The sequence below is a fragment of the Natronococcus sp. genome (genome assembly GCF_047921035.1).
In the GTDB taxonomy this organism is placed as follows: Archaea; Halobacteriota; Halobacteria; order Halobacteriales; family Natrialbaceae; genus Natronococcus.
Window position 1 is genome coordinate 1 of record NZ_JBLRWX010000028.1, and the last position, 20,190, is coordinate 20,190.

27 protein-coding genes are annotated in these 20,190 nt (G+C 67.7%); 9 read left to right on the forward strand and 18 right to left on the reverse strand.

The features are described from left to right. Positions 1-429 precede the first annotated feature (429 nt). The 6 genes from ACNA7R_RS07805 to ACNA7R_RS07830 form a co-directional block, all read right to left on the reverse strand. Positions 430-768 carry a hypothetical protein gene (locus tag ACNA7R_RS07805; RefSeq protein WP_416283004.1) on the reverse strand — a complete coding sequence of 113 codons (339 nt, stop codon included), beginning with the start codon at positions 766-768 and terminating at the stop codon, positions 430-432. A 55-nt stretch (positions 769-823) separates the two neighbouring features. Continuing rightward, positions 824-2,767: an aldehyde ferredoxin oxidoreductase family protein gene (locus ACNA7R_RS07810; protein WP_416283005.1), complete on the reverse strand. Its 1,944-nt coding sequence runs from the start codon at positions 2,765-2,767 to the stop codon at positions 824-826. A gap of 169 nt (positions 2,768-2,936) precedes the next feature. Beyond that, positions 2,937-3,332 carry a helix-turn-helix transcriptional regulator gene (locus tag ACNA7R_RS07815; protein WP_416283006.1) on the reverse strand — a complete coding sequence of 132 codons (396 nt, stop codon included), beginning with the start codon at positions 3,330-3,332 and terminating at the stop codon, positions 2,937-2,939. Between the two features lie 366 nt (positions 3,333-3,698). After that, the gene (gene surE / locus ACNA7R_RS07820; protein WP_416283007.1) at positions 3,699-4,505 is read right to left on the reverse strand and encodes a 5'/3'-nucleotidase SurE; all 807 of its coding nucleotides are present in this window, start codon (positions 4,503-4,505) and stop codon (positions 3,699-3,701) included. Positions 4,506-4,553: 48 nt separating this feature from the next. Beyond that, positions 4,554-6,017: a small ribosomal subunit Rsm22 family protein gene (locus tag ACNA7R_RS07825; RefSeq protein WP_416283008.1), complete on the reverse strand. Its 1,464-nt coding sequence runs from the start codon at positions 6,015-6,017 to the stop codon at positions 4,554-4,556. After that, positions 6,014-6,766 (reverse strand): prephenate dehydrogenase, encoded by a 753-nt coding sequence (locus ACNA7R_RS07830; RefSeq protein ID WP_416283009.1) that lies wholly within the window; start codon positions 6,764-6,766, stop codon positions 6,014-6,016. The genes ACNA7R_RS07825 and ACNA7R_RS07830 overlap by 4 nt, the downstream gene beginning before the upstream one ends. Before the next feature lie 102 nt (positions 6,767-6,868). Between ACNA7R_RS07830 and ACNA7R_RS07835 the strand changes: the two genes are divergently transcribed. Both ACNA7R_RS07835 and ACNA7R_RS07840 read left to right on the forward strand, forming a co-directional pair. Continuing rightward, positions 6,869-7,114, forward strand: a complete 246-nt coding sequence (locus tag ACNA7R_RS07835) for a hypothetical protein (RefSeq protein WP_416283010.1) — start codon at positions 6,869-6,871, stop codon at positions 7,112-7,114. Positions 7,115-7,227: 113 nt separating this feature from the next. Then, complete coding sequence (locus tag ACNA7R_RS07840) at positions 7,228-7,437, forward strand: hypothetical protein (RefSeq protein WP_416283011.1); 210 nt, start codon at positions 7,228-7,230, stop codon at positions 7,435-7,437. 10 nt (positions 7,438-7,447) lie between these two features. Here ACNA7R_RS07840 and ACNA7R_RS07845 read toward each other — a convergent pair whose 3' ends face one another. Together ACNA7R_RS07845 and ACNA7R_RS07850 are read right to left on the reverse strand one after the other, a co-directional pair. Beyond that, positions 7,448-7,798, reverse strand: coding sequence for a hypothetical protein (locus ACNA7R_RS07845; protein ID WP_416283012.1), 351 nt, complete (start codon positions 7,796-7,798; stop codon positions 7,448-7,450). 79 nt (positions 7,799-7,877) lie between these two features. Continuing rightward, positions 7,878-8,534: a bacterio-opsin activator domain-containing protein gene (locus tag ACNA7R_RS07850; RefSeq protein WP_416283013.1), complete on the reverse strand. Its 657-nt coding sequence runs from the start codon at positions 8,532-8,534 to the stop codon at positions 7,878-7,880. 138 nt (positions 8,535-8,672) lie between these two features. Between ACNA7R_RS07850 and ACNA7R_RS07855 the strand changes: the two genes are divergently transcribed. Genes ACNA7R_RS07855 through ACNA7R_RS07865 form a run of 3 tightly spaced genes read left to right on the forward strand, consistent with a single transcriptional unit; the run spans position 8,673 to position 10,974 of the window. Further along, positions 8,673-9,686, forward strand: a complete 1,014-nt coding sequence (locus tag ACNA7R_RS07855; protein WP_416283045.1) for a thiamine pyrophosphate-dependent dehydrogenase E1 component subunit alpha — start codon at positions 8,673-8,675, stop codon at positions 9,684-9,686. Continuing rightward, complete coding sequence (locus tag ACNA7R_RS07860) at positions 9,686-10,714, forward strand: alpha-ketoacid dehydrogenase subunit beta (protein WP_416283014.1); 1,029 nt, start codon at positions 9,686-9,688, stop codon at positions 10,712-10,714. Before ACNA7R_RS07855 ends, ACNA7R_RS07860 begins: the two co-directional genes overlap by 1 nt. Continuing rightward, positions 10,711-10,974, forward strand: coding sequence for a lipoyl domain-containing protein (locus ACNA7R_RS07865; RefSeq protein WP_416283015.1), 264 nt, complete (start codon positions 10,711-10,713; stop codon positions 10,972-10,974). The genes ACNA7R_RS07860 and ACNA7R_RS07865 overlap by 4 nt, the downstream gene beginning before the upstream one ends. Here ACNA7R_RS07865 and ACNA7R_RS07870 read toward each other — a convergent pair. The 4 genes from ACNA7R_RS07870 to ACNA7R_RS07885 all read right to left on the reverse strand — a co-directional run bounded on the left by ACNA7R_RS07870 (position 10,956) and on the right by ACNA7R_RS07885 (position 14,477). Continuing rightward, positions 10,956-11,195 (reverse strand): hypothetical protein, encoded by a 240-nt coding sequence (locus ACNA7R_RS07870; RefSeq protein WP_416283016.1) that lies wholly within the window; start codon positions 11,193-11,195, stop codon positions 10,956-10,958. The genes ACNA7R_RS07865 and ACNA7R_RS07870 overlap by 19 nt on opposite strands. A gap of 352 nt (positions 11,196-11,547) precedes the next feature. Continuing rightward, a complete protein-coding gene (locus tag ACNA7R_RS07875; protein ID WP_416283017.1) occupies positions 11,548-12,774 on the reverse strand; it encodes an iron-containing alcohol dehydrogenase family protein in 1,227 nt (408 codons plus the stop codon). A gap of 68 nt (positions 12,775-12,842) precedes the next feature. Next, entirely contained in the window at positions 12,843-13,799 is a 957-nt protein-coding gene (locus tag ACNA7R_RS07880) for a ring-cleaving dioxygenase (protein ID WP_416283018.1), read from the reverse strand. 114 nt (positions 13,800-13,913) lie between these two features. Beyond that, positions 13,914-14,477 carry an OsmC family protein gene (locus tag ACNA7R_RS07885; protein WP_416283019.1) on the reverse strand — a complete coding sequence of 188 codons (564 nt, stop codon included), beginning with the start codon at positions 14,475-14,477 and terminating at the stop codon, positions 13,914-13,916. Positions 14,478-14,579: 102 nt separating this feature from the next. On the opposite strand from ACNA7R_RS07885, the gene ACNA7R_RS07890 reads away from it, so the two are divergent. Genes ACNA7R_RS07890 through ACNA7R_RS07900 form a run of 3 tightly spaced genes read left to right on the forward strand, consistent with a single transcriptional unit; the run spans position 14,580 to position 15,960 of the window. Beyond that, positions 14,580-14,849 carry a hypothetical protein gene (locus tag ACNA7R_RS07890; RefSeq protein WP_416283020.1) on the forward strand — a complete coding sequence of 90 codons (270 nt, stop codon included), beginning with the start codon at positions 14,580-14,582 and terminating at the stop codon, positions 14,847-14,849. Then, complete coding sequence (locus ACNA7R_RS07895; protein ID WP_416283021.1) at positions 14,846-15,688, forward strand: 3-keto-5-aminohexanoate cleavage protein; 843 nt, start codon at positions 14,846-14,848, stop codon at positions 15,686-15,688. Before ACNA7R_RS07890 ends, ACNA7R_RS07895 begins: the two co-directional genes overlap by 4 nt. Positions 15,689-15,744: 56 nt before the next feature. Further along, positions 15,745-15,960, forward strand: coding sequence for a hypothetical protein (locus ACNA7R_RS07900; protein WP_416283022.1), 216 nt, complete (start codon positions 15,745-15,747; stop codon positions 15,958-15,960). 1 nt (position 15,961) lies between these two features. Here ACNA7R_RS07900 and ACNA7R_RS07905 read toward each other — a convergent pair whose 3' ends face one another. From ACNA7R_RS07905 to lrpA1, 5 genes are all read right to left on the reverse strand, one after another. Then, positions 15,962-16,870, reverse strand: a complete 909-nt coding sequence (locus ACNA7R_RS07905; protein WP_416283023.1) for a DMT family transporter — start codon at positions 16,868-16,870, stop codon at positions 15,962-15,964. Between the two features lie 74 nt (positions 16,871-16,944). After that, positions 16,945-17,577, reverse strand: a complete 633-nt coding sequence (locus ACNA7R_RS07910) for a nitrous oxide reductase accessory protein NosL (RefSeq protein ID WP_416283024.1) — start codon at positions 17,575-17,577, stop codon at positions 16,945-16,947. 55 nt (positions 17,578-17,632) lie between these two features. After that, positions 17,633-18,112: an SRPBCC family protein gene (locus tag ACNA7R_RS07915; protein WP_416283025.1), complete on the reverse strand. Its 480-nt coding sequence runs from the start codon at positions 18,110-18,112 to the stop codon at positions 17,633-17,635. A gap of 40 nt (positions 18,113-18,152) precedes the next feature. Next, the gene (locus ACNA7R_RS07920) at positions 18,153-18,815 is read right to left on the reverse strand and encodes an HAD family hydrolase (RefSeq protein ID WP_416283026.1); all 663 of its coding nucleotides are present in this window, start codon (positions 18,813-18,815) and stop codon (positions 18,153-18,155) included. 108 nt (positions 18,816-18,923) lie between these two features. Further along, on the reverse strand, positions 18,924-19,352 hold the full coding sequence (gene lrpA1, locus ACNA7R_RS07925) for an HTH-type transcriptional regulator LrpA1 (protein ID WP_416283027.1): 429 nt from the start codon (positions 19,350-19,352) through the stop codon (positions 18,924-18,926). Between the two features lie 139 nt (positions 19,353-19,491). Here lrpA1 and ACNA7R_RS07930 point away from each other — a divergent pair, with 139 nt between their 5' ends. Further along, positions 19,492-19,827 carry a hypothetical protein gene (locus ACNA7R_RS07930; RefSeq protein WP_416283028.1) on the forward strand — a complete coding sequence of 112 codons (336 nt, stop codon included), beginning with the start codon at positions 19,492-19,494 and terminating at the stop codon, positions 19,825-19,827. Between the two features lie 102 nt (positions 19,828-19,929). On the opposite strand, the gene ACNA7R_RS07935 is transcribed toward ACNA7R_RS07930, so the two are convergent. Next, positions 19,930-20,085, reverse strand: a complete 156-nt coding sequence (locus tag ACNA7R_RS07935) for a hypothetical protein (protein ID WP_416283029.1) — start codon at positions 20,083-20,085, stop codon at positions 19,930-19,932. Positions 20,086-20,190 lie beyond the last annotated feature (105 nt).

Here is a 20,190-nt window from a genome sequence, read left to right on the forward strand (position 1 = left end):
GCCGACGACAAGGCTGACCAGAAGGTCGACGACAAGGCTGACCAGAAGGTCGACGACAAGGCCGACGAGAAGGTCGACGACAAGGCTGACCAGAAGGTCGACGACAAGCACGACAACACGAAGAAAAGCAGCTACTGCTAACTGCTGTTAGCAGTCTTCGAACCGTACTGTTCTTTGACTGGGCCCGCTCCGCGAGAGATTTCGAGCGACAGTTCGGAATCGGGACCGCTATCGTTCCGCCGCTGGCACCGATAAGCCGAGGCACGACGCAACCCGTTCGACTCCGAGTTCGCAAGCGTTCTCGATCCGCGCGGACTCTCGAGGAGCCGTCGCCGTCCGCCGTCGGCGACCGATCGCTCGCTTCGATCCGAGTGGTTGTCGATCGAATCCGGGGACGGTCGTTGACGGGATGACGGACGCCGGATGGCGTTACTCGTCGACGGCGGTCGTCGGATCCGGATACGCCTCGAGGTCGGTCACCGTCTCTCCGAACCGCCCCTGATCGGTCTCGTAGTAGTGACACCGCTGGATCCACTCCAGCCGCCGGTTGTACCGGATCTCGACTCGTTCCCAGACGTCGCCCCGATCGGGATCCGAGCGAAGCGAGACCGTCTCGAACGCCCGGAGCTCGTAGTCGCCGTCGGCGTACCCGGTCAGCTCGAGGGTCGTTCGGGCGGGCTCGAGCTCGGCCGCGGCGTGCTCGAGCAGTCGCTCGGCTAACGGGTCGAGGTCGTCGAGGCGCGGCAGTTCGGGGTCGGAGTCGGTCATCGGTCGGTGACGGGTCGCAAAAAATCGTCGACGGCGAACGTTTCGATCGTCGGCCTTAGTCGTCGCTCGGTGCCGCAGCGCCGCTGTCGCCCGCGCTGACGCCGGTACCGGGACCGATCTCGATCTCGAGTTCCTCGAGTTTCTCGTCGGGCACGACGCCGTCGACCCAGCCGCGGTGCTCGTAGTACTCCTCTTTCATCTCCTCGAGTTCGCAGTACTCGCCCTCGCTTGCGCCCTGACCGGGCGTGCCGCCCTCCTCGAGGAAGACCTCGGGCAGGGAGTCGTCGTCGCCGTCGAAGCCGACGAGGTTGTTGTAGTAGCGCTCGAGGTTGTAGATGCGCTCGCCGGTCTCCATCAGTTCGTCCTCGGTGACGTCGAAGCCGGTCATCCCGTTGTACTGGGAGACGTACTCCTCGATCCCCTCGGCGAAGGCGTTGAACTTGCAGATGTCGAACGAGTCGGAGATGGCGTGGAGGTCCTGGAACTCGGCGGTGAGTTCGCCCTTGCCCTCGTGCTCGTAGGGGTCGACCTTCTCGGGGATGCCCAGGATTTCGGCCGCGGGGGTGTAGCCGCGCAGGTGGCAGGCGCCGCGGTTGGAGGTGGCGTAGCCGATCCCCATCCCCTTCATGCAGCGCGGGTCGTAGGCCGCGATGGCCTGGCCCTTGACGTCGAGGCGGCAGTCGTGGGCGTCGACGGCGTCGGCGAACCGCTCCTGGCCCTCCGCGAGCAGGTCCGGGAGCTCGCCGTCGCGGTTGGCGATGCGCTCGATCATCTCGATCATCTCGTCGGCGTCGCCCCACTCCATTTCCTCGCCGACGTCGTCGAGCTTGCCCTCTTCGGAGGCGTCCATCGCCATCGCCATGATGTTGCCCGCCTCGATCGTGTCGATCCCCATGTCGTTACAGCGATCGATCATTACCGCGATCTTGTCGCGGTCGTCGTTCAGCGAGTTCGTGCCCAGCGCCCAGGCGGACTCGTACTCGAACGACTCCATCCGGACGTTCATCTCCTCGCCCTTGTGCATCACGTCGACCTCGACTTCCTTCTTGCAGGCGACGGGACAGGAGTGACAGGTCGGCTCGTCGACGAGGATGTTCTCGCGGACGTTCTCGCCGCTGATACGCTCGGCGTCGAGGACGTTCTCGCCGCCCTGTTCGGCGTCGTTGTAGGAGATCGCCGAGGTGTACCGACCGTTCTTGGTCGGGTGGCCGTCCATCTCCTCGGTAATGTTCATCAGGACGTTAGTGCCGTACATCGAGAGCCCGCCCTCGTTGGGCGCGGTGACGTCGGACTCGGTGATCGCCTGCATCGCCTGCTGGTGACCCTCCTTGAACGTCTCCGGGTCGGCGGGCTGGGGCATCTTCGTGTTGGACTTGATGACGACCGCCTTGAGGTTCTTCGAGCCGGCGACACAGCCCGTGCCGCCCCGGCCGGAGGCGCGGTCGTCCTCGTTCATGATGCAGGCGTACCGAACCTGGTTCTCGCCGCCGTCGCCGATCGCCATGATCGAGAGGTTCTTGCCGTACTGGCCGTCGACCTCCTCCTCGATCGTGTCGCGGGTTTCGTGGACACCCTTCCCCCAGAGGTGGGAAGCGTCCCGGAGTTCGACCTCGCCGTCCTCGACGTAGGCGTAGACCGGTTCGTCGGCCTCGCCCTCGAACAGCAGGCCGTCGAAGCCGGCCCACTTCAGTCGGGCGCCTGACCAGCCGCCGTGGTGGCTATCCGTAACCGTCCCGGTCAGCGGCGATTTGGTACAGATGGCGATCCGACCGCTCATGGTTACCTGCGTGCCCGACAGCGGGCCGTTCATGAACGCCAGCAGGTTGTCCGGCCCGAGCGGGTCGACGTCGGCTCCCTGTTCGAAAACGTACTTCACCCCCAGTCCGCGCGCGCCGATATACTTCCGTGCGTCCTCCTCGTCGATCCCCTCGTAGTTTACCTCCCCTTCGCTGAGGTCGATGCGTGCGACGTTGTCTTGGAATCCACCGATCTCGGTCATTGTAACGTATGTTCAGTACATTCGTTTCGAGACTTGTTAGGTGTTGCCGTGATAGTGTAACTGGTATCGGTTACGGCGGATGGCGTGGGTGTTCCGGTTGCGACCGTCGAAGGGGGACGGCGCAGAGACGTCTCTGGTGGACAGTCGTATCGAACACTCCGAACGTCGACTACTCGTTGAGGTGAGAGCGGTATCCCTTCGGTTCGAACCCGCGCCGGCAGATTACGCGCTTCTGTCCCACCGTGATCGCGCTGACCTGATCCTCGTCCTCCATCTGTTCGATGACCTCGCGCAGGTGTTCTTCCGACCAGTTGGTTTCCTCGAGGACGGTCGACTCGTCGACGCGCCCGCCGCGTTTGACGAGCAGGCGCAGTACCTTGTCGTCGTCGGGAAGCTGTCGGTCGTCCGTCCCGTACTCGATCCGTTCGGCGTAGCTCAACGTTTCGTTTCGCTGCTCCTCGGTCGATTCCGTCACCGCTTCCGTCCCGGAGTCGGCCTCGTCGGCGTCGCCGGGTTCGTTCGACCAGAGCGACGAGAGCCGTGTCCAGAGCGTGTTAAATACCATCTGTTGATCTCCTCAGCTGCAAGTATCGCTGCTTGAACGTCGGTCTACCTTGCACTTGTGTTCGGCGCGTTATATACTTGGTCTGTTGTCGGGTTCGGTTCGTGCTCATGCGATCCCGGCCGAATAGCGACGGCCTTGCGAGGCGCAAGTCGGCCGAACGGGTTCGCGAGGACGGCGACCGGGTTCGTCGGTCGCGGGGTCCCCGTCCTCGAGACCCCTCCGGAGGATCCCGACGCGACGTGCGGTGGATTGCCGGATCCGACCTGCTCCGATCCGATTCCGCGCGAGCACCAGTCCAGGTTCGTGGCGCCTATCGTACGAACGAGAGGACGGCAGAGACAGAAACGGTTCCGGATCGTGCCGCCTTTACCTGCCGGTCGCGGTGACCGTCTCGAGGTACGTCTCGGCCAGCGCCTCGAGCGTCTCGTGGTGGTTCGTCGAGTGCGGTGCCGTCAGCGGCGAGACGCTGATCCGGCCCTCGGCGACGGCCCGTCGATCGGTGCCCTCGGGGTCCGGAATCGTCTCGGGATCCATCGACTCCCAGACCCGGTCGGTCAGGTGGACGGCGTCGCCGTTTCGCTCGGCGTCCATCTCGTAGCGCTTCGAGGGGTGGGTGATCTCGACCGGCGCCGGGTCGGTATCGGGAAGCGGGACGTTGACGTTCAGGTACGCCGCGTGGTCGAAAACGCCCGCCTCGAGGGCGTGCTCGGCGAGGTACGACGTGATTCGGGTCGCCTCCGTGAAGTCCGCGGGCTCGAGGTCGATCTCGTCGAACGTGATGTCGCCGAGCGGAACGTACAGCGAGGTCGCGATCGCCGGCACGTCGAAAAACGCCGCCTCGACGGCCGCGCTGATCGTCCCCGACCGGCCGAGCACGTACTCCCCGAGATTCGCGCCCTCGTTACAGCCGGCGACGACGAGGTCCGGCTCGGGTCCCAGCTCCGCGAGGCCGGCGACGACGCAGTCGGCCGGCGTCCCCTCGACTGCGTAGCCGAGTTCGTGCTCCCGGACGTCGACCGCGTGGGAGATCGATCTGCCGCAGGCGCTCTGGTCGTTCGCGGGCGCCACGACGGTGACGTTCGCGTGCTCGGCGAGCGCGTCGTGGAGGGCCCGGATACCCGTGCTGTCGATCCCGTCGTCGTTGGTCAGCAGGATCTCGAGGGTGTCGCTCATACCGGGGTTCTCGGACGGGGGCGCGAAAAGGGCTCCGGAAGGGGCGACCTACCCGATCCGGTCGACGATCGTCTCCTCGTCGACGACCAGGTTGTACGCCCCCTCGTCGTCGTTCCAGAGGACGAGCACTCCCTCGAAGGTGAGCACCTCGCCGTAGTCGGCCTCGAGCAGCGGCCGGTTGAGCGAACTCTCCCGGGTGAGCACGGCGTAGTGGTCGACGGCCTCGCTGCCGTCGCTGATCTTGAACAGCGGGTTCGCGTCCTCGGCCGAAAGCGAGCGACTGAGCTTCGCCGCGGCGAGGTCGACCCGGTTCGTGACGTGGCGCTCCGTCTGGGCCATCTTCGCCCAGTCGCTGGTCTCGAGATCGATCTCGATCCGGCGCCGGCCGTCCAGGCGGAGCAGCGAGTAGGAGAACTGGACGTCGACGTTGACGAACTCGCCGGGGGCGTGGTCGTCGTCGTCCTCGGGCGTCGCCTCGTCGAGCTTGCGCTGGAACGACGGCACCGCCAGATCGGGGCGGGCGTCGAACGACCAGCCCCGATCGGTCGGCGTCGCGCCGGGCCAGAGCCGAACGGTGGGGCCGTAGACGGTGACCTCGCGGGCCGACCCGCCGGCCGTGTCGACCGCAACCGTTGTCCCCTCGAGGTCGCGCTCGAGTTCGCGGAGTTCGATGCTCGTGTTCTTGTCCGCAGGTGCCATTCCGAGGAACGTGCCGTCGGGCTCGAGAGCCTCGAGTGCCCGACTGGCGACGGCACGCGGATCCGCGAGCTCGCTCAACACGTTGCAGGCGAGCACGAGGTCGAACCCCTCGCCGTCGCCGAGCGAGGCGAGGTCGACGTCCTCGACGGGGCTCCGGTGGATCGTCGAGTGGACGTTCCGGCCCGTCTCCTCGAGCAGCCCCTCGAGCACGTCGGCGGCCGGACTGGGTTCGATCGCGTGGTACTCGAGGACGGCGTCGTCGGGGAGGGAGTCACAGAGCCCGAGCGCGGGGCCGCCGACGCCGGCGCCGATGTCGAGGACGCGAAGCTCCCGTCCCAGCAGGCCGCGCTCCGCCAGATCGTCGAGTGCGTACTGCACCGCCGCGTAGTAGCCGGGCAGGTGGTAGATCGCGTAGCCCGCCGCGACGTCGTCGTCGTACTCGACGGGCCGGCCCTCGAGGTAGCGGGATTTGAACCGGCGGATCGTCGACCGCAGGAGCTGGCCCGTCGCGTCCCGGTGCCAGTCGACGCCGTAGCGATCCACGAGCAGGTCCTCGAGGCGCTCCTCGTAGCGAGCGGGGAAGCGCTCGACCGGGCCGCGACGCGGACGCACGGGTTCGTCGCCGACGGGAACGAAGGTGCCGTCCTCGCGCTCGAGCAGGCCCAGCGAGACGGCGTCCTCCCGGAGGTGCTGGCGGACGACCGCCGGGTGTGGACTGCCCTCGACGTAGTCGCAGATCTCCTCGGGGTCGATCGGCCGGACGTTTCGCAGGTACTTCGCGTTCGAACGGATCGCCTCGCGTTGATCGGTCATTGCTGATCAGCCTCCTCGTGTAGCTTCCGCGCCGCCTCGGCGTACAGGGCCTCGAACTCGTCGTGGTCGGCGTCGGCGAGTTCCCGGGCGGCGTCGGCGACCGCCTCGGCGCCGTCGAAGGTCTCCTGGATGTCGGCGTACACCCGGGGCGTTCCCGCGGTCACCCGCCGTGCGATCGCGCGCAACTCCTCGTAGATCGGCGTCTCGAACCCCTCCGGAACGGGCTCGGCCGCCAGCGCAAAGGAGAGCACCGCGGCATGAGTCGCCGACTGAACCGTCTCCATCGCCTCGTCGTGTTCTTCGGGGGTCGTCTCGACGAGTTCGTTGCCCCGGGCCTCGAGGGCCTCGAGCACCGCCGCGGTCGTCGGCCCCGTGTTCTCACGGACGACGGCGATCGAACCCGGCGCCCGCTCGGGGGCAAAGAGCGGGTGGAGGCTCGCGCGCTCGAGATCGGGTGCGTGGCGGGCCATCGCCGCGAGGGGATCGGCCATCGCCCCCGAGACGTCGATTATCGCCGCTCGAGCGCGCGAAGCGTGGTCGGCGATCGCCTCGTCGGCGCGAGAGAGGGGCACCGCGATACAGACGACGTCGGCGGTCGTCTCGTCCTCGAGGGAGACGGCTTCACCCCCGACGGCGTCCGCGGCTGCAGTCGCGGCCGCCGGATCGACGTCGGCGAAGGCGACGTCGGCGTCGACGGCGTCCCCGAACCACGTCCCCATGGCTCCCGCACCGACGATCAGTACGTCCATTGGGGTGACGTACCCGACGGCGTCGCAAAAGGCGTTCGATCGGTCGCCCGATCCCGCAAGCACGAGGGCTATCCATCCGAGTCGAGAACCTCGATATATCCGATGACCGAGGACTCACAGTCGACCCTCGAGCGCAGAGACGCGATGAAACTCTCCGGACTCGCCGCGGTCGGCTCGATGACCGCGCTGGCCGGCTGTAGCGACGACGAGGACGCCGGCGAGGACGACGACCAGATCGACCACCCGGACGAGGCAAACGACTCCAACGGCGGCGGCGGGAGCCCGATCGACGAGGAGAACGAGACCGGCGGCGGCCCCGACGAACGGGACGACGGGAACGAGAGTTAACTCCTCGCCGTCGACGGCCGCGCTCGGCCGCCTCGAGGACCGTTCAGCGAAATACAAATACCGTCTGCGAGAGACGGCACGGACCGTATCCGCGTCGGTAGTCCACTCTCGATATGGTCGATATCGGAAACCCGTTCGGCGTTGACCTGGCGACGACGATCTTCGGTGCGGGGCTCTCGCTGGTCGTCTCGGCAGGGGCGATGCTCTACGAGGATCAAATCACCGGCTGGACGTCGGCAGAGATGATCGGCGCCACGGGCCTCGGCCTCGTCGCGGTCGGTGCGGTGCTGGGGATCGTGCTGGTGCTCGCCGGCCTTCGATAGCGTCGATCGGTCACCACCCGTCGTTTCGGTTCGATCGGTCCATCTCCTCTCGAGCCCGGAGCAGCCGCCAGGCGGCGCGTGTCGCGTCGTTCGTTCGAATCCTTCCGCTCTCGGGATCGTACTCGATCACGCCCCGGTCCGCCATCTTCGGCAGGTGCCAGTGGTAGAGCGCGACCTCGAGCCCGGTCCGCTCCGACGGTCGATCGTAGTCCCCGCCCTCGGCGAGTTCCGCGGCGACGTCCTCGAGCGTCGTCTCGGACCGCGTTCGGAGCACGCGAAGGAGCCGCCGGCGAGTCCGGTGGGTGCAGACGTCGTGGACGTCGTCGATCGCGTCGGACGCGTCGCGGGTGGGAGACATCATGAACTGGGGTAAACCGCCGTTCCGCTTCTAACGTCGGTCGGTTACGACAACGGGTTTATAAGGGGGTGGAGAGAGGCGATTACTCCGATCGAGGGATGGGAAGGACGGCTCGGAGCACCGCGTTGGCGCCGCGGCGAACGCGCTCGGAGGCGGCCTGCTGGGAGATTCCCAGTTCGTCGGCGATCGCGGTGAGATCGGTTTCCCGCGGCACCTCGAAGTAGCCCCGTTGGACGGCGAGGACGATCGCCTCTCGCTGGCCGGGCGTGAGTTCGAAGCGTCGCCCCGCTCGCGAGGCCTCCGCGAGCGGATGAACCCGGCCGACGCGGATCGCGATCGACCGATCGGTGCAGTACTCGGAGAAGCGCTCGACCAGCTCGTTGCTCGGAAACCGGACCCTGAAGTACCAACCCCCCTCGGTCGTCATCGCCTCGAGGACGACGGCCCCCGCCTCGGCGAGCCCGCCCAGGAGCCCGTCGGCGTCGCTGGACCACACCGCCCGGTACAGCGCAGTGCCGTCGATCCGATCGATCCGGGTGATGCTCTCGATGCCCGGATCCGAGCCGACGTGGTGTTCGAACGCCTCGAACCCCTCTCCGGTCGCCCAGAAGTACGGCACGACCTGCCTGCCGACGGGCACGATCGCCTCGAGTTCGATCTCCATGTCCTCGACCGTCTCGAGGGCCGAGCCGAAGACGAACTCGTCGGTTGCGATGCTGAACTCCACGATGACGCTCATGCGGTCGTATTCGGGCGAGCGAACTATACGCTGTCTGCCGTCTCCTGCTGTTTCGGCGGGTCGACGGACGCCACCTATATGTCAACTCGTGACGATGGTGCGAGATACACCATGGTGGCTGGTAACGAATTACGCGAAATGTTCGAGGAGATGGTAACGGCACGGTACTACGAGGAACGCCTCCAGGAGGAGTACCTCGAGGGGAAACAGCCGGCGTTCGACATCTCGGCCGGACCGATCCCCGGGGAGTTGCACCTCGCGGCGGGGCAGGAGGCCGCCGCGGCGGGCGTCTGTCGCCACCTGCGCGACGACGACACCGTGACGGCGCCCCACCGACCCCACCACGTCGCGATCGCGAAGGGGGTCGACCTCAAACGGATGACCGCCGAGATCTTCGGCCGGGAGACCGGCCTGAGCGGCGGGAAAGGGGGGCACATGCACCTGTTCGACCCCGACGCGGGCTTCGCCTGCAGCGGCATCATCGCCCAGGGCTGTCCGCCCGCGGTCGGCGCGGGGCTGGCGGCCAAGAAGCGCAACGAGGACAGCGTGGCCGTCGCCTTCCTCGGCGAGGGGGCGATCAGCCAGGGGGCGTTCCTCGAGTCGCTGAACCTGGCCGCGGTCCAGAACCTGCCCGTCATCTTCGTGATCGAGGACAACGACTGGGCGATCAGCATGCCCAAGGGGCGGGTCACCGACGTCGCCGACGGCTCGCAGCGAGCCGGCGGGTTCGACATGCCCGGCGTCCGGGTCGACTACGACGACGCGACGGCGGTGTACGACGCCGCGAAGGAAGCGATCGGTCGGGCACGAGCCGGCAACGGGCCGACGCTGCTCGAGGTGCAGGTCCACCGTCGGATGGGCCACTTCATGGGCGATCCCGAGAGCTATCGGCCCGACGAGGACGTGGAAGCCGCCCAGGCCCGGGACTCGATCGAGCGCCTCGCCGACGACCTCCGGAACGAGGGTTTCGAGGACGACGAGCTCGAGACGATCCGCGAGGATGCCCGCGAACGCGTCGATGAGGCGATCGAGTGGGCGAAAGACCAACCCGAACCGGATCCGGACGCAGCGTACGAGGACGTCTTCGTCAACCCGCCGTCGGGCGTGACGACCGAGGAGCCGAGCCACGAATTCGCCGGAGGTGAAGACTGATGTCGAAACAGGAACAGCAGGCGGTCGAACGCGAACTGACGATGAGTCGCGCGATGGTCGAGGCCATCGCCCACGAGATGCGCGAGGACGAGGAGGTGTTCTACCTGGGCGAGGACGTCGCCGACTACGGCGGCATCTTCGACAGCACGGAGGGCCTGCTCGAGGAGTTCGGCCGCGACCGGGTGATGGACGTCCCGATCAGCGAGACGGCCTACCTCGGCGCGGCCGTCGGTGCGGCCCAGGAGGGGATGCGCCCCATCGCGGAGCTGATGTTCGTCGACTTCTTCGGCGTCGCGATGGACCAGATCTACAACCAGCTGGCGAAGAACACCTACATGAGCGGCGGGGCAGTCAACGTCCCGATGGTATTGACGGCTGCGGTCGGGGGTACCTACAACGACGCCGCCCAGCACTCCCAGACCCTCTACGGCACCTTCGCCCACCTCCCCGGGATGAAGGTCGTCGTCCCCTCGACGGCCTACGACGCGAAGGGGCTGATGCACAACGCCGTCCGCGACGACGACCCCGTCGTCTACCTGTTCCACAAGCGCCTGATGGGGATCGGGTGGATGCCCGCCCCCGACGGCCCGAAGACGCCGGTTCCCGAGGACGAGTATACGATCCCCTTCGGCAGCGCCGACGTCAAACGCGAGGGCGAGGACGCCACCGTCGTCACGCTCGGCCTGCACGTCCACCGGGCGCTCGAGGCCGCCGATTCCCTCGCGGAGGAGGGGATCGACGCCGAGGTGATCGACCTCCGAACCCTGGTACCGCTCGACACGGAGACGATCCGCGAGTCGGTCGCGAAGACGGGGCGACTCGTCGTCGTCGACGAGGACTACCAGTCCTACGGCGTCACCGGCGAGATCATCGCCAGCGTCGCCGAGAACGGACTCGAGGACCTCGAGGCGGTCGAACGGGTCGCGGTGCCGGACGTGCCGCTGCCCTACGCCAGGCCGATGGAGAACGAGGTCATCCCGGATAGCGAGGACATCGAGAACGCGGTTCGCTCCGCACACGGCGCATGAGCGGGACCGACGACCGCGTCGCCGTCGCCGCGAGCGACGCCTGGCCCGAGGACGTCGAGGAGGAGGAAGGCGTCGTCGTCAACTGGTTCACCCGGGAGGGGCGACGCGTCGAAGACGGCGAGACGATCTGCGAGATCCAGATCGAGAAGGTCAGCGTCGACGTCCCCACCCCCGTCGACGGGGAGCTGGTCGCGATCGAACGTGACGAGGACGACGAGATTACCCGCGAGGACGTCCTCGCCTACGTCACCCCTAGCTGACGACAGGATTCGACCGGGTTGAGGCTGGTTGCCGCGACCTCGACACGGATCTCCTCGGGACTTGGATCGGGAACCGCGACGGTCGTCTCGGTAAAGTTGTCGGAATCGCCGTCCTCCTCGAGCACGCGGGCGCTCACCTCGCGTATCGTGGCTCGGCGGACGATCATCGAACCGGCGCGAGCGCCTGCGGAGACGCCTGCTGGAACGATCGTGTCGGCCAAGGAAACATTCAACTCCCTGGTCATCGAATCGACGGGGGATGAGCGAGCGCAGCGAGCGAATCGGTTGGGGAGGTCGTGGCGATCCCCTGTGTTCGTGCGAGCAGAGTCTGCTTCTGTCGGTATTACCGCGAAAGCCCCTGCCGTTCTCGGGCGTTCTGACTCGCTGCGCGCGCTCCTTGCAGTCGCGTGCTTGCGTCGTCGGAACGCCCGAGAACGCCAGCCCCTTTCAGTCCCACCCGGCAGTGGTTGGTTGAGGCTGCAGATACAACGCCGAACGGTCCATACGCACGCTCTACGTAACGATTTAACCAACTCGGATTCGATACCAAATCTCTTCCCAGCTACCGATTGATTACCACGCTTCCTCGAGCACGCCCTCGATCTCCGCGGCGGTCGGGTCCAGGCCCGGCGGGGCGTTGGCCATGAAGCCGTCGGCGAGGATCGCCTCCGCGACGTCGCCGAACTCGTCGTCCGCGACGGGCTCGAGGTCCCGCAGGCGGAACGGCAGGCCGAGCTCGTCGCGCAGCTCCGCGACCCGGTTGACGACCGCGGCGCCGTGGTCGGCGGCCTCGCCGACCCCCAGCGCGTTCGCGAGCAGCCCCGCCCGCGCGTCGACGCCCTCCTGCTCGAAGAGGTAGCGCAGGACGTGGGGGACGACGACCGCGTGGGCGACCCCCTGCTGGAGGTCGTAGGCGTCCCGCAGCCCGTGGCCGAAGGCGTGGACGACCGACAGCGTCGTCCCGTCGGGGCGGGAGATCCCGTACTGGACGAGGAGCAGGCCCTCGAGCAGGGTCTCGAAGGTCTCGACGTCGCGCTCGTCCCGCCCGAACGCCTCGAGCCCGTCCTCGAACTTCTCGAGGCCGTGTCTGGCCGTCGCGTCGGTCACCGGGGTCGCGTTGGCGGCGTAGATCGTCTCGAGGCCCTTGTCGAAGCCGTTCATCGCCGATCCCGCGAGGATCGAGTCGGGCGTCGTCGCGACCAGCTCGGGGTCGTAGAACGCCGCGGTCGGCATCAGCCCGGGGTCGGAGATCCCGCCCCCGAGTTCCTCGTCAACCAGTCCCGAGTCGGGCGCGGCGGTGATCCCGGCGCCCGTCGAGAGGTCGGCGCCGGCCAGCGTCGTCGGGACGGCGACGATCGGGACCAGCCCGTCGTCGGGGACATCGATCGTCCCCGTCTGGGCGAACTCCTCGGCGATCCGGTCGCGCGAGCGGTCGCTCGCCGCGAGGACGCTGATCGCCTTCGCGACGTCGAGGCTGCTCCCGCCGCCGAGGCTGACGAGAACGTCCGCCCCCTCCGCCTCGAGCCGATCGAGCCCGTCGAACGCCGTTCCGAGGCGCTTGTCGGGTGTCGTCTCGTTGAAGACGCCGGCCAGCCGATCGCCCAGTCCCTCGCGAACGGGGTCGATCACCTCGGGCGTACTCCCGACCGTGGAGCCACAGACCACCAGCGCGCGCTCGAGGTCCAGCGCCTCGAGTTCGCTTTCGAGGTCGTCTGCACAGCCCGCACCGAACCTGATCGTCGCCGGGTGGTACTCGAACCGGAAGGCCGGATCGCGCAGCGTCGGATCGTTCGCGGTCATGACTCTCCGTAGGGAGTGAGCGTAGTAAAAAGCGACAGCGGCGTCAGCCGGCCCGGGGTGACACGGGATCAGTCGCTCGCGTCGACGGTTGGCCCGTCGAACGGCGGCAGCTGCCCCTCGATCCGTTCGCGCTCGTCCTCGAGGTGGTCGGGCAGGACGAGCTCGGAGCCAAGCTCCGCGGGATCCTCGTCGACGGCGAACCCGGGACCGGTCGTCGCCATCTCGAAGAGGACGCCGCCGGGCTCGCGGACGTAGATCGAACGGAAGTACTTACGGTCGATCACCTCGGTCGGCGAGAGCCCGTGGTCGGCGAAGGCCTCGCGCCACCGTTGCTGTTCTTCGACGTCCGCGACCGTGAAGGCGACGTGGTGGACCGTCCCGACGCCCATCCGACCGCGGCCGACGTCGGTCTCGACGAGGTCGACGATCGACCCCGGACCGCCGGTTGCGCTCCGGTAGCGCCGTCGGCCGTCCGATTCGTCCTCGAGTTCGTACCCCAGAACGTCGGTCAGTACGGCTGCGGTCGCGTCGACGGAGTCAACCGCGAGCGTCACGCCGTGGAAGCCCCACAGCTGGTGGTCGGTCGGGACCGAGCCGTCGGCCCACGGTATCGCGTCGGTTGCTCCCTCGGTAGCTACCAGTTCGATCTCGATCCCGTCCGGATCCTCGAACCGGAGGGCCGTCTCGCCGAACCGATCCTCGACGTCGACTGCGACGTCCCGCGACTCGAGGCGGTCGCGCCAGTAGTCGACCGACTCCGGCGGGATCCGGTAGGCGGTCGTCTTCGTCTGGCCCGCGCCGAACTGCCCGGGACGGCCCTCGTCGGTCCACGGGAAGAACGTGATATTCGTCCCGGGCGTCCCCTCCCCGTCGCCGAAGTAGAGGTGGTAGGTTCCGGGATCGTCGTGGTTGACGGTCCGCTTGACGAGGCGCAGTCCCAGGATTCCGACGTAGAAGTCGGCGTTTCGCTGCGGGTCGCCCGCGATCGCAGTCACGTGGTGGAGGCCGGGCGTCTCGGGTGCCATACCGGTGGGAGTCGCTCGAGCCTTGAGACGTTTCCCTCACGGCGGTGTTACGAGGTGACACCGGCGTTATCGGGAGTGCAGTCGTCAAAAAAGCCGTCCCGGACGGACGGCGTCTCACTCGATCTCGAGCCGCGTCACGAGCGGCACCTCGTTCGTGATGGCGTCCATCAGCGGCGAGGTCGACTCGACGCGCTCGCGAAGCTCCTCGAGACGCTCGTCCGACGCGTCCGCCTCGATGTGGGTCGTACAGGTGATCGACTCGTAACCGGGGCGGACGTCCTCGTCGAGGCCGAGGAACCCCCGCAGGTCCACGTCGCCCTCCATCTCGAAGCGAAGGTCCTCGAGTTCGATCCCCATGGCCGCGGCGTTGGCCGCGTAGCCGACGGTCAGACACGACCCGAGCGCGCCGAGCAGCAACTCGACGGCGTTGGGTCCCGTCCGCTCGCCCAGGATCTCCTCCGGCTCGTCGCCCTGAAGCGTAAACTCCCGTGTATGGACGGTTTCTCCCGCCTGATCGAACTCGTCGATGATCGTCGTCGCCTTCAGCGCGTCCTCCCACTCGGTTTCCGCTCGGAAGGTGAACGCCCCGACGGCAGCGTCGTCGTCGATCGCCTCCATCGCTCCCTCGAGGGCGGAGACGTCGACGCCGTTGACTCTGGATTCTTCTCTGGTCGCCATTGTTGGCTCACCGGTTCTCCCTTCGACGACCGCGATGATAACCTAGCTAGCCATTCTCTATCTTTCTGTCCGGTTTGCCGCGACTCGCCCGAACCCCGTCCGATGAGAACGGTTACCATCGAACGGGACGTACCGGCGGACGTGACCTGTCCGTACCTCGAGTACCGCGACCGAACCGACGACCGGCGCTTCGACGAGCCGCGAGCGTACTGTACCGTCGCCGGCCGGTTCGTCCAGCCGATGCGCGCCGACGTCTGCAACGACCGCTACGAACTCGTACACGACCGCCACTGCGAGATCTACCTCGAGCAGGCCCGCGACGAAACCGACAGTGGAGACGGGGTCGGCGATCCGGAGGCGACGAACGAATGAGCTACGACGACTATCTGGTCGGCGAGCCGCTGATCGTCACCGCGGCGCTGACCGGGGGCGTCCACGGGAAGGAGGCGAACCCGAACCTCCCGGAGACGCCCGAGGAGATCGGTCGGGCCGCCGCGGCGGCCGAGGAGGCGGGCGCGTCGGTCGTTCACCTCCACGCCCGACGGCCCAACGGCGAGCGCAGCTTCGCCACCGAGCGGTTCCAGGAGATCGACGACGCGGTTCGACGATACGCCGACGACGTCGTTATCCAGCACTCGACGGGTGGCACCGGCGCCCCTGACGACCGGCGCCACCTCCCCCTGCGAACCGACCCGCCGCCGGAGATGGCCTCGCTCGACATGGGTCCGTTGAACCGGTACGACCACCTCACCAGCGAGAACACCCGCGGACTGGTCGACGCCCTCCACGAGGAGATGGTCGACCGCGGGATCAAACCCGAACTCGAGGTGTTCAACGACGGCCACGCCAACGAGGTGCTGGGGCTGCTCGAGCGCCGCGATCTCGCCGATCCCGTCTACGCGACGCTGATCTTCGGACCGGGGACGCTCACCCCGCCGACGCCGCGGAACTTCCTGAACGCCGTCTCCAACCTGCCCGACGACGCGCTGTTCAACACGCTGGGTTTCGGGCGCCACCAGCTGCCGTTCGCGACGATGGGGATCCTCTTCGGGGGCCACGTCCGGGTCGGCCTCGAGGACAACGTCTACTACCGGCGGGGCGAACTCGCCGAGAGCAACGCCCAGCTGGTCGAGCGGGTCGTCCGGGTCGCCGACGAACTCGGTCGTCCCGTCGCGACCCCCGCGGAGGCGCGGTCGATCCTCGGGCTCTGACCGACGGGTCGTCGAAATCCTTATATCCCTCATTAGTGTGTAAGGCATTAACACACATGCAAGGATGCTCGGACCAAGCGCTGTTAGCCACGCTTGCCGAGCGGGGGCCGGCCGAGATGGCGACGTTGGCCGACGAGTTCGAGATCCACCCCGTGACGATCACCGAACGCTGTTACGAGCTACAGACGGACGGCCACGTCCGGCAGATCTCGGGCGGCGTCTACGTAATCACCGACGACGGCAGGGCCTACCTCGAGTCGCTCTCGGAGTGAGCTACGAGCCGCTCGAGGCGCGCCGGCGTTCGCGCTCGATCGTCGTCACGTAGATACCGCCGAGGACGACGAGTCCGCCCGCGACCGTGATCGCGTCGGGCACCTCCGCGAGCAATACGAGCGCCAGCAGGGTCGAGCCGACCGGTTCGCCCAGCCAGGTGACGCTGACGACGACCGACTCGAGGTGTTTCAGCGCCCAGTTGACGATCGTGTGTCCGAAGATCCCCGGCCCGATCGCCATCCCGAGAAAGAGCAGCCACTCCCGGGGAGGGTAGGCGAGGTAGGCGTGGCCCTGCGCGCCGACGAGGACGAACAGCGTGAGCGTACAGGCCGTGTAGACGACGGTCACGTAGGGAAACAGCGAGACCCGCTGGCGGATCGACCGCCCCGCGAGCACGTAGCCTGCGACGGTGACCGCCCCCAGAACCGCAAGGGCGTTGCCGTACATCGTCGCGTCCGAAACCGGCGCCTCGCCGGCGTCGCCGAGCGACATCGCGGTCGCTCCGAGCAGGGCGACGGCGATGCCGACGACCGTCTCGCGGTTGACCCGCTCGCCCAGCACCAGCGCCGCGCCGAGGGCGACGAAGATCGGCTGGGTCTGGACGAGCGTGACGCTGGCGGCGACGCTCGTGTGGTTCAGGCTCTCGAACCAGGCCGCGAAGTGGACCGCGAGCGCGATTCCGGCGACGACCGCGAACGCGAGGTCCCGTCCGGAGAGGCGGGCGAACTCCTCGCGGTACCACACCAGCGCGATCGGCGCGACGATCGCTGTCGTGAACAGCACCCGGTAGAGCGCCGCGACCGAACTGGGAGCGGCGCTCCAGCGAACCAGGATGGCGCTCGTGCTGGCGGCGAAGACGGCGAATCCCAGGGCGGCCAGCGGCGTGACCTCGAGATCGGCGGCGTTCACGTCGTATCACAATACGTGAGCGGAACAAACGAGTTCCGGTAGCCGATCGCACCGGCGAGTGTCGCCCGCCGAACCTACTCCTCGGGGAACCGACCGTCCCGGTAGATCGAGGCGACGTCGGCGTCGATCTCGTCGAAGCCGATAATATCGTCCTCCGTGAGCTCCTCGGCGTCCCACTCCTCGAGGTAGGCGACGGCGTCGTCCTCCTCGGCGAACGCCCGCGGATTGAGCCCCATCACCTCGTCGTCGACGCCGTCCTCGTCGGTGACGATCACGAAGTGGGCCTCGAGGGCGTCGATCAGCTCGCCGGTCTCGTAGTCGACCGTCCAGGCGCCGACGATCTCCGAGTCGACCGGGACGTCGGCGAGGTAGGCGGTCATACAGCCCGACGAACAGAAGATCGCCCGCTCGCCGCTCTCGTGGGCGAGCTGGCTGTGCCAGTCGGGGTAGTCCGTCGGCGTCATCGAGCAGACGACGCAGTTCTGATCCCGATCGAACTCGAGGGGTTCGTCGCCGGGCTCCTCGAGGTGAGGGGCGTTCGGATGCTCGCCGTCGTCCGTCCCGTCGCCGTCGTCGCCGTTCCCGCCGGCGCCATCGTCCGCACCGTCGTCACCGTCCAGACAGCCCGCCACGGCGACACAGGCACTCGCGCCCAGCGCACCCAGGAGCCGTCGTCGAGCGATCGATCGGCGATCGTGTCCACTCATACGGAGAGGTAGCGACGCCGCGATCAAAACAGGCGTGGTTCGCCCGTCGAGTCGCTCACTCGAGGGCCTCCTTCGTCAGCCGGTGGCGGGCACGGAACATGGTCTCGAAGCCGACCCTCGAGAACGGCGTCGCCGCCCTGCCGATCGGACCGAACGGCAGCTCGTACTCGACGCGATCCCGCAGGATCGTCTCGTCGCCGTCGCCGAAAAACGCGTGAGTGTGTACCCAGCGCTCGAACGGGCCGTCGGTCATCTCGTCGCGGAAGTGGGCGGTCCCGTCGGTTCGCTCGCGCTCGGTGATCACCGACGTCCACCGCTGGCGCGGTCCGACGTCGAACGGGCGAGTCGACAGCGTCACCTCCGAGCCGGCCTCGAGGACGCCCGGATCCGGCTCCCCGTCGGGGCCGACGACGGACTCGACGGCCAGTCCCATCCACTCCGGCGTCACCGCCTCGAGCCCCGACACCCGCGAGTAGAACTGCCAGACCTCCTCGAGGGGGGCCTCGATCCGCGTCTGCCGTTCGTACGTGGGCATAACCGGCGATACGGACGGCGCGGTCAAAAGCCCCCGGCCGTCACCGGCCGCTTTCGAGGACGTCGTCCAACTCTTCGAGCCCCTCGAGTTCGTACGTTGCTCCCTCGGGAAGCGGGACGTCGGCGTTGTGCGGTCGTCTGAGGTAGGCGGCCTCGAGCCCCACGTTCCGGGCGGCGAGGACGTCGGTCTCGCGGTCGCCGACGTACAGTCCGACCTCGATCCCCAGCTCCTCGAGGGTCTCCCGGAGGAGGTGGGGATCGGGCTTGCGCCGACGGAACCCCTCGGGCGTCGGTTGCCGCCCCCTGGCAGCCGCGAACGGCACCGAAAGGAAGTCGGCGACGAACCGGGCGGTCTCGTGGCGGTTATTGCTGACGAGCGCGAGCGTCGCTCGTTCGGTGAGCGACTCCAGGGCCGCGACGTCCCCGTAGATCCCCCGCTCGCCGGAACGGATCCGCTCGGCCGCGAGCCGGGAGGCCGCGGCCTCCTTCCGGCGCCAGAACTCCCGAGGGTCCGCGCCGAGGGCCGAACAGGCCGACGCGACGGTCTCGTAGCCGTGGCTCCGGAGTTCGCGCCGCTGTCGGTCCGTCGGCTCGAGGTCCAGCTCGGCGGCCGCGGCGTCGGCCGCGCGGTCGTAGACCGACTGCGGCGTCCCCGGTCCCTCGAGGACGACGCCGTCCATGTCGAGCAGTATCGTCTCGGTCACGGGGGCGGCTACGGACCGAGCGCGTATGGATCCGACGGGAGCGTGAGACGGGAAAGCGTAGCAGGGACGGCGACGAGAAGCGACGGAGCCGGCGGGGGACGGCGGACGTTACTTCAGTCGCTCCTGGAGGAACGAGGGATGGGCGGCCGTGACGCCCTCGATCTCGAGGAGTTCCTCGGAGATGATCTCGCCGAGCGCGTCGCCGTCCTCGGCGCGCACCTCGGCCATCAGCATGTGGTCGCCGCTGGAGCTGTACAGCGCCTCGACCTCCTCGAGTCCCTTGATCGCCTTCGTCGCCTCGACGTAGCGCTCGCTGGCGACGTCGAGTCCGACCAGCGCGATCGTCTGACTCGAGAGCTTCTTCGGGTCGACGTCGGCCGAGTAGCCGACGATAACCCCTTCCTCCTCGAGCTGGTTGATGTACTTGCGGACCGTCGGCTTCGAGACGTCCGCGCGGTCGGCGATTTCGGCGTAGGACGCCTGCGCGTCCTCCTCGAGAACCGCGAGGATGCGGTCTTCCGTCGCTTGCGTGCTCATACGGTACAGTTTTGCTCCGGACGGAAAATAACTTTTGTATTCGAAAACGTCGGCTGCCGTGAGTGAAGGTCCGTTTTCGGTCGGCGCCGACGGCCGAGAGATCGCCGGTTTTATTCGCTCGCTCCGCCGACACCCGCCGATGGTCGACGCGAACGTCCTGCTCGGCCTGTTCTGGATCGGCTGCGGGCTCGTCATCCTCGCGCCCGCCGCCCTGATCGCGTTCGGGGGCCGGGCGGATCTCCACGTCCACTACGACGAGGCCGTCGATCCCGACTACGTCTCGCGGCGAGCCGGGACGACGGCCCTGCTGATGGGGCTGGTGACCGTCGCCTACGGCGTCCACCAGCTGCTGTACGGGTTCTCCTCGACGGCGTTCGGCGGCCTGCTCGTCGCCCTGCTGGTCCTGAGTTCGCTCACGAAGCGGTTCGCACAGGGATGGGGGTACGACGCGGATGACGACGCCGCGGTGGAGTGAGACGGTCTGCTGGCCGATTTCTTGGAACGACCGCAGGACGGCTCGCGGTCGCTCCGGAAACGACGCGCAGTAGTCCGGATGAGCGAGTCGAGACGATGACGCTCAGAACGTCCCGAGCAGGAACAGCCCCGTCCCGATCGCGGCCAGCGCCGCGCCGAGCGCGGCGACCCCGCCGTTTTTCCGGGCGGTCTCCGCGTTCGTTCCGTCGATTCCGGTCGCGTAGACGGCGACGTTCGCGGCGCCGCCGACGACGAGCATCGACAGCCGGTACCGTCGAACGGGATCCAGATCCGGTCCGTCAGCTCGCCGAGTAGTAATCCTGTCGGCTCGGACACAACCGCGAAAAAGATCGCTCGAGGTCGT

Bases quoted from the DNA above. Each gene is read 5' to 3' on its own strand.
- ACNA7R_RS07865 (WP_416283015.1), top strand. From the start codon at position 10,711: ATGAGCGGGACCGACGACCGCGTCGCCGTCGCCGCGAGCGACGCCTGG.
- ACNA7R_RS07825 (WP_416283008.1), bottom strand. From the start codon at position 6,017: ATGACCGATCAACGCGAGGCGATCCGTTCGAACGCGAAGTACCTGCGA.
- ACNA7R_RS07900 (WP_416283022.1), top strand. From the start codon at position 15,745: ATGCAAGGATGCTCGGACCAAGCGCTGTTAGCCACGCTTGCCGAGCGG.
- ACNA7R_RS07845 (WP_416283012.1), bottom strand. From the start codon at position 7,798: ATGATGTCTCCCACCCGCGACGCGTCCGACGCGATCGACGACGTCCAC.
- ACNA7R_RS07935 (WP_416283029.1), bottom strand. From the start codon at position 20,085: ATGCTCGTCGTCGGCGGCGCCGCGAACGTCGCCGTCTACGCGACCGGA.
- ACNA7R_RS07855 (WP_416283045.1), top strand. From the start codon at position 8,673: ATGTTCGAGGAGATGGTAACGGCACGGTACTACGAGGAACGCCTCCAG.
- ACNA7R_RS07930 (WP_416283028.1), top strand. From the start codon at position 19,492: ATGGTCGACGCGAACGTCCTGCTCGGCCTGTTCTGGATCGGCTGCGGG.
- ACNA7R_RS07830 (WP_416283009.1), bottom strand. From the start codon at position 6,766: ATGGACGTACTGATCGTCGGTGCGGGAGCCATGGGGACGTGGTTCGGG.
- surE (WP_416283007.1), bottom strand. From the start codon at position 4,505: ATGAGCGACACCCTCGAGATCCTGCTGACCAACGACGACGGGATCGAC.
- ACNA7R_RS07885 (WP_416283019.1), bottom strand. From the start codon at position 14,477: ATGGCGACCAGAGAAGAATCCAGAGTCAACGGCGTCGACGTCTCCGCC.
- ACNA7R_RS07850 (WP_416283013.1), bottom strand. From the start codon at position 8,534: ATGAGCGTCATCGTGGAGTTCAGCATCGCAACCGACGAGTTCGTCTTC.
- ACNA7R_RS07915 (WP_416283025.1), bottom strand. From the start codon at position 18,112: ATGCCCACGTACGAACGGCAGACGCGGATCGAGGCCCCCCTCGAGGAG.
- ACNA7R_RS07895 (WP_416283021.1), top strand. From the start codon at position 14,846: ATGAGCTACGACGACTATCTGGTCGGCGAGCCGCTGATCGTCACCGCG.
- ACNA7R_RS07840 (WP_416283011.1), top strand. From the start codon at position 7,228: ATGGTCGATATCGGAAACCCGTTCGGCGTTGACCTGGCGACGACGATC.
- ACNA7R_RS07835 (WP_416283010.1), top strand. From the start codon at position 6,869: ATGACCGAGGACTCACAGTCGACCCTCGAGCGCAGAGACGCGATGAAA.
- ACNA7R_RS07805 (WP_416283004.1), bottom strand. From the start codon at position 768: ATGACCGACTCCGACCCCGAACTGCCGCGCCTCGACGACCTCGACCCG.
- ACNA7R_RS07875 (WP_416283017.1), bottom strand. From the start codon at position 12,774: ATGACCGCGAACGATCCGACGCTGCGCGATCCGGCCTTCCGGTTCGAG.
- ACNA7R_RS07890 (WP_416283020.1), top strand. From the start codon at position 14,580: ATGAGAACGGTTACCATCGAACGGGACGTACCGGCGGACGTGACCTGT.
- ACNA7R_RS07860 (WP_416283014.1), top strand. From the start codon at position 9,686: ATGTCGAAACAGGAACAGCAGGCGGTCGAACGCGAACTGACGATGAGT.
- ACNA7R_RS07810 (WP_416283005.1), bottom strand. From the start codon at position 2,767: ATGACCGAGATCGGTGGATTCCAAGACAACGTCGCACGCATCGACCTC.
- lrpA1 (WP_416283027.1), bottom strand. From the start codon at position 19,352: ATGAGCACGCAAGCGACGGAAGACCGCATCCTCGCGGTTCTCGAGGAG.
- ACNA7R_RS07910 (WP_416283024.1), bottom strand. From the start codon at position 17,577: ATGAGTGGACACGATCGCCGATCGATCGCTCGACGACGGCTCCTGGGT.
- ACNA7R_RS07815 (WP_416283006.1), bottom strand. From the start codon at position 3,332: ATGGTATTTAACACGCTCTGGACACGGCTCTCGTCGCTCTGGTCGAAC.
- ACNA7R_RS07880 (WP_416283018.1), bottom strand. From the start codon at position 13,799: ATGGCACCCGAGACGCCCGGCCTCCACCACGTGACTGCGATCGCGGGC.